Annotated in this window: 6 protein-coding genes; 4 read left to right on the forward strand and 2 right to left on the reverse strand. The window is 69.4% G+C overall.

Annotation, left to right across the window (positions count from 1 at the left end):
- Both ACLFMY_RS08160 and ppx read right to left on the reverse strand, forming a co-directional pair.
- A partial coding sequence (locus ACLFMY_RS08160) for a hypothetical protein (RefSeq protein ID WP_410764167.1) occupies window positions 1-494 on the reverse strand: 494 nt, incomplete at its 3' end.
- A gap of 328 nt (window positions 495-822) precedes the next feature.
- Window positions 823-2,334 (reverse strand): exopolyphosphatase, encoded by a 1,512-nt coding sequence (gene ppx / locus ACLFMY_RS08165; protein WP_410764168.1) that lies wholly within the window; start codon window positions 2,332-2,334, stop codon window positions 823-825.
- Window positions 2,335-2,491: 157 nt separating this feature from the next.
- Here ppx and ACLFMY_RS08170 point away from each other — a divergent pair, with 157 nt between their 5' ends.
- The 4 genes from ACLFMY_RS08170 to ACLFMY_RS08185 form a co-directional block, all read left to right on the forward strand.
- Window positions 2,492-3,061 carry a hypothetical protein gene (locus ACLFMY_RS08170; RefSeq protein ID WP_410764169.1) on the forward strand — a complete coding sequence of 190 codons (570 nt, stop codon included), beginning with the start codon at window positions 2,492-2,494 and terminating at the stop codon, window positions 3,059-3,061.
- Window positions 3,058-4,293 carry an AmpG family muropeptide MFS transporter gene (locus tag ACLFMY_RS08175; protein ID WP_410764170.1) on the forward strand — a complete coding sequence of 412 codons (1,236 nt, stop codon included), beginning with the start codon at window positions 3,058-3,060 and terminating at the stop codon, window positions 4,291-4,293. The genes ACLFMY_RS08170 and ACLFMY_RS08175 overlap by 4 nt, the downstream gene beginning before the upstream one ends.
- 60 nt (window positions 4,294-4,353) lie before the next feature.
- Window positions 4,354-4,866 carry a hypothetical protein gene (locus ACLFMY_RS08180; protein ID WP_410764171.1) on the forward strand — a complete coding sequence of 171 codons (513 nt, stop codon included), beginning with the start codon at window positions 4,354-4,356 and terminating at the stop codon, window positions 4,864-4,866.
- Window positions 4,867-5,003: 137 nt separating this feature from the next.
- Window positions 5,004-5,746, forward strand: a 743-nt coding sequence (locus tag ACLFMY_RS08185; protein ID WP_410764172.1) for a ProQ/FINO family protein, incomplete at its 3' end; no start/stop codon positions are given.

Genomic DNA, 5,746 nt, shown 5'->3' on the forward strand with positions numbered 1-5,746 from the left:
GCCACGCCCGAACCCACCAGGCCGATGCCGTCGTAGAGGCTGTCCTCGGACAGCTCGATCTCGTTGCGGGTGACATCGCAGAGGTGAACCTTCACGTCGCGTACGTCCATCAGCGTCTCCAGGCGGCCCGCCAGTTCGTCGCGCCGCTCCTCGAGTGCCTCGTCCGCGGCGTAGGGCGTGTCTTCCAGCGGGTCGTCGGTGGCAAACCGGATGCCGAATCCCACCAGCACCAGGTGCACGTCCCAGTCCCGCAGGTCCTGCTCGGCATCGCTGATCAGGTTGTTGATCGAGGTGAGCGTGGCGGAGTAGCGGGTCGGGTCGGCGAAGTCGACGTGGTAGACCACGCGCTGGGTGTCGTCGGCCTGGGTAGCCGGGGCGAACAGTACGACCGTCAGCACGGCGGCCATGAAGGCCGGCAGCAGGCGGCGGAATGCCAGCGACAGCCAGCTGGAGGCGGTGACGGCATGCGTCGGGCGGGCGAAAGCGGTTGTCATTCCCTGTCTCCTCGGGTGATGGACTCGCCCGCGAGCGTAGACCATCGGAGGCCGGCTCACCTCGAAAAATCACCGTGAGCCGCCCGAGCGCAAGGGGCCGCGGAGCGAGCGACGAGACATATCAACAGGATAGGCGGATGCAGGCCATCCATGCGCACATGGTGTGCCCCGATTCGCTCCCGGCGAATCGGCAGGAGCGAGTGACGGCATGGCCGGGATGCCTGCCGGACGCAAGCCTTGCTTGCGCAAGTGAGGGACAGGGATGCCCCGAATCCGCACGCGACACCGCGATCGGGTGGCGCAACAGGGCTTTCGAGTTGCCCGACGCTCAGGAGAACCGCAGGTCGAAGCCCCCGTTGGCGAGGTAACCCTGCTCGCGCTCGAGGTCCGCGACCGTCAGCGGGTGCGCTTCCAGCCAGCCGTCGGCGACGGACAGCTCCAGTCGCTCGCCGTCCGCCCGCAGCGTGATCGACTCGGGGGCCGCCCCGTCGCCGCGATCGCGGTGGAACAGCACCGCCAGGCGCAGGATGACCGCCAGGCGCTGCACCAGGGGCTTCATCTCCTCATCGAGCGGGTCGAAACGCGAGGCCTTGAACTTGCGCCGGTGGGCATGGACCAGCGAGGAGACCGCGGCCTGCGCCAGGCGCGTCAGCCCGGGCATGTCCGCGTTCTCCAGCACATAGGCCCCGTGGTGGTGGTAGCCGGAGTGCGAGATGGCCAGCCCCACCTCGTGCAGGCGGGCCGCCACGTCCAGCCAGGCCGCCACCGGCAGGGACTCGGCCGTCTCGTCGTCGCCCGCCCCCCAGTCGGCCTCCACCTGCCGCCACAGGCGCGCCGAGGTATCGGCCACGCGGGTCGCATGGCCGACGTCCACGTTGAACATCCGCTGCAGGCGCCCGACGGTCAGATCGCGCACGTCGTCGAACGACTCGCGCTCGATCCAGTCGTAGATCAGCCCCTCGCGCAGGGCCCCGTCCGAGATCGCCATGCGCTCGATGCCCAGCGCCTCGAAGATCGCCCGCATCGCCACCAGCCCGCCGACGAACACCGGCTTGCGGTCGTCGGAAAGCCCGTCGAGCGAGAGCTTGTCGAGGGAACCGGCCTTGAGCACCGCCCGACGGATGGCGTCCAGCCCCTCGAGGGTCAGCCCGCCGTCGCCCCAGCCGTTGGCCTCGGCCACCGTCGCCAGCGAGCGCGCCGTGCCGCTGCTGCCCACCGCCCGGGCCCAGCCCATGTCGCGGTAGGCGCGCTGGTAGCTCATCAGTTCCAGCTCGGCGCGGCGCTCGGCCTTGAGCAGGCGGGCCTTGTCGTACTTGCCGTCGCTGAAATGGTCGTTGGTCAGGCGCACGCAGCCCAGCGGCACGCTCTCCATGCGCACCGGCTCGAAGCCCTCGCCGATGATCAGCTCGGTCGAGCCGCCGCCGATGTCGATCACCAGCCGCCGGCCGTCGACCGGCACGTCGCTGTGGGCCACGCCGAGATACACCAGCCGCGCCTCCTCGCGCCCGCCGATGATCTCGATCGGGTGACCGATGGCATTCTGCGCCCGGCGGACGAAGGTCGAGCCGTTCTTCGCCGCCCGCAGCGTGTTCGTGCCCACGATGCGCACCTGCCCGCGGCGCATGCCGGCAAGCCGCTGGCCGAACCGCCGCAGGCAGTCCAGCCCGCGCTCGATCGCCGCACTGGAGAGATAGCCCTGCTCGTCCAGCCCGCCGGCCAGCCGCACCATCTCCTTCATCCGGTCGATCACCTGCAACTGCCCCGCCTCCACGCGGGCCACCAGCATGTGGAAACTGTTGGACCCCAGGTCCACCGAGGCGATCACGTCACCGTCTTGCATCAGGTTCTATCCGTTTGTTGTGGCTCGCGTGGCCGAGTGCCTCTCGACATCACCAGAAAACAGGGCGCCGGAGGCATTATGGCTGCGCACCGCCCTCGGCTCAATCCGATACGGTTGCGACTCGAACGCCCGGGTTCCCGTGGCACAATGCCGGCCCATGACCGACCCGCATGCCATCAAGCCCGGTTTCACCCCGCCGCCCGACGATGTCGTCATCGACGAGGCGGCGGTGCTGCGCCTGTCGGAGCTGCCGGACGGCGCGCTGGATCGGCTCGTGGCCCGTTACGGCCTGCCGCTGGCCTGGGTGCCGGCAGGCGAGTCCATTCCGGGCAGTTTCTGGGGCGACGACGAGGCGGGGATCATCGGGGACACGCTGTACGTGCGCCCGGACACGGCCGTGCACTCGGCGCTGCACGAGTTCGCGCACATCGTCTGCATGGACGAGGGCCGGCGGGCGAGCGCACACACGGACGCGGGCAGCGACGACATCGAGGAAGAGGCGGTCTGCTACCTGCAGATCCTGATGGCCGAGCACCTCGAGGGATTCGGCCGCGAGCGAGCGCTTTCCGACATGCAGGCCTGGGGCTACACCTTCCGGGTCGGCTCGCCGGCCGAGTGGTTCGCGCGTGACGCCGACCGGGCGGTCGAATGGCTGTTGAACCTTGGGCTGATCACACGGACCAAAGGGACCATTGAACCCACCTTCCGTCCAAGAGGCACCGCATGACCCGTCTCGAGCGCATGCGCGCGGTCGCGACATCACCCAAGCAGCTGGCCGTGCTGTTCCTGGGCTTCGCATCCGGCCTGCCACTGCTGCTGACCTCCGGCACGCTGCAGGCCTGGCTGACGATGGAGGACGTCGATCTCAAGACCATCGGCATCTTCGCCCTGGTCGGCCTGCCCTACACGCTCAAGTTCCTCTGGGCGCCGATCCTCGACCGCTTCAACGTCGGCCATTTCGCCCGACGGCGCGGCTGGATGCTGCTCACCCAGGCGCTGATCGCCGCGGGCTTGCTGGGGCTTGCGGTCAGCGACCCGCAGACGCAGATCTGGCAGATCGCCATCTTCGCCCTGATGGTCGCCTTCCTCTCGGCGACGCAGGACATCGCCATCGATGCCTGGCGCACCGACACCCTCGACGCCCCCGAGCGCGGGCTGGGTGCCGCGGTATTCGTCATGGCCTACCGCCTGGGCATGCTGGTGGCCGGCTCGGCCGCGCTGGTGATGGGCGACCACATCGGCTGGCCGCTGACCTACGCCATCATGGCACTGCTGATGGGCGTGGGGCTGGTCACCGCCTGGTTCGCCCCGGAGAAGGACACCCGGGAGCTTGCCCCGCGGACGATGCGCGAGGCGGTCGTCGGCCCGCTCAAGGCCTTCTTCGGCCGCCCGGAGGCCTGGACGCTGATCTTCCTGGTCATCCTCTACAAGTTCGGCGATGCCTTCGCCGGCACGCTGACCACCGCCTTTTTGATCCGCGGGGCGGGGTTCACCGCCACCGACGTCGGCCTGATCAACAACGGCGCGGGGCTGATCGTGACCATCATCGGCGGGCTGTTCGGCGGGCTGTGGATGGTCAAGCTGGGCCTGTACCGCGCGCTGATGCTGTTCGGGGTGCTGCAGGCGGTCACCAACCTCGGCTACGCCTGGCTGTACGAGTGGAACAGCTACGGGCTGATGGTGGCCGTGATCTCGCTGGAGAACTTCGCCGGCGGGCTGGGCACGGCGGCCTTCGTCGCCCTGCTGATGGCGCTGTGCGACAAGGAATACTCCGCCACCCAGTACGCCCTGCTCTCGGCCATCGCCGCGCTGGGGCGCATCTACCTCGGGCCGACCGCGGGCTTCATCGTCGAGTGGGTCGACTGGACGATCTTCTTCATCCTCACCTTCCTCGCCGCCCTGCCCGGCCTGTGGCTGCTGTGGCGAGCGCGCGCGACGATCCACCGGCTGGACCGATAGGGAAAATCCCTCCCGGCAGCGGTCTACACTGTCAGGACCAGCACTAGGGGAGGACATGCCATGAGAGCTCTCGCCCGTCTCGCGACAGTCGCCGGACTCGCGGCTCTTCTAGTGCCGCTGTCGGCACCGGCCCAGCCGCCCGAGCATGCCGGCAAGCCACCGCAGGCCGAGCGGGGCGGTCCGCCGGCCGGCATCGGTCGCCCGCTCGAGGCGCTGCCCCGCGACCCGGCCCCGGAACACCGTCACGACCGTCACCGCGACCGATATGAGCGGGATCGTTTCTACTTCAGCGAGCGTGACCGGCGGCACATCCAGGACTGGTACAGCCGCAACCTGCCGCCGGGACTGGCCAAGCAGGGCAAGATCCCGCCGGGGCACGCCAAGCGGCTCTCCCGCGGCGAACCCTGGCCGCCACGAGGTCTCGAGTACGAGCGACTGCCGCGCGACCTGGTCCGCCGGCTCCACCCCTTGCCGGACCACCTGCGCTACTACCGCGTCGGCACCGACGTGATCATCGCCGACATGGCCGGCGAGGTGGTCGCCGACGTGGTCTACGACATCCTGAACCGCTGATCGCCGGTCCACTCGTCGGCGATGTGGTCTATGACCGGCGAAACCGTTAAGATTCCCCCTTTGCCGGACCGAAGATGCCACGCCCGGCGCGTGGCCGATCCGGCTTGCGATTTACGCCCAGCAAGCGACTTGACGACATGACCGCAGACGAATCCCGGGCCAACCACCCGAACCCGGAACCGACCGGGGCCGAACAGCCCGCCCCGGCGGCCGAGCCCGCCGAGACCCCGGCCGAGCAGCCCCAGGCCGCCGACGCCGGACAGGCCGATGCCCCGGCCGAACCGCAGGCCAACCAGGCGAAGAAGCCGCGGGTCCACCCGCGCGACGCGGTCAAGCAGTTCGTGGCCGCCTGGCCCAAGGCCTTCTCCGAGGACCCGAAGGAAGTCAAGCCGCTTGCCATCGGCATCCTCCAGCAGATCCTCGCCGAGCGCCCGCCGGAACTCGAGGGGCTGAACTCCAAGGCCATCCGCACGGCCATGAAGTTCTACACCTCGCGGCTGTCCTACCACTACGCGATGAAGAACGCCGAGCACCGCGTCGACCTCAAGGGCGAGCCCGCCGAGCCGGTCGACGACAAGGCCCGCGCGCACGCCGACGAGCAGATCAAGGCCATCCACGCCGCGCGCGACGCCAAGCGTGCCGAGCAGGGCGAGGACGAGAACGGCGAAGCGAAGAAACCCCGCAGGCCACGCAAGGCCGGCAACAAGCCCCGCAAGGAGCGCCAGGCGGAAGGCAAGGCCGCCAAGCCGCGCAGCGACAAGCGCCGCGGCCAGCCCCGCCGGGAAAAGGAACCGCAGCCGGACCCGGCCCTGCAGAACCTCAGCCTCGAGGAAAAGCTCGACCGCCTCGCCCAGCGCTTCGGCAAGGACGGGGCGAAGTA

The sequence above is a fragment of the Guyparkeria sp. genome (assembly GCF_046545975.1).
In the GTDB taxonomy this organism is placed as follows: domain Bacteria; phylum Pseudomonadota; class Gammaproteobacteria; order Halothiobacillales; family Halothiobacillaceae; genus Guyparkeria.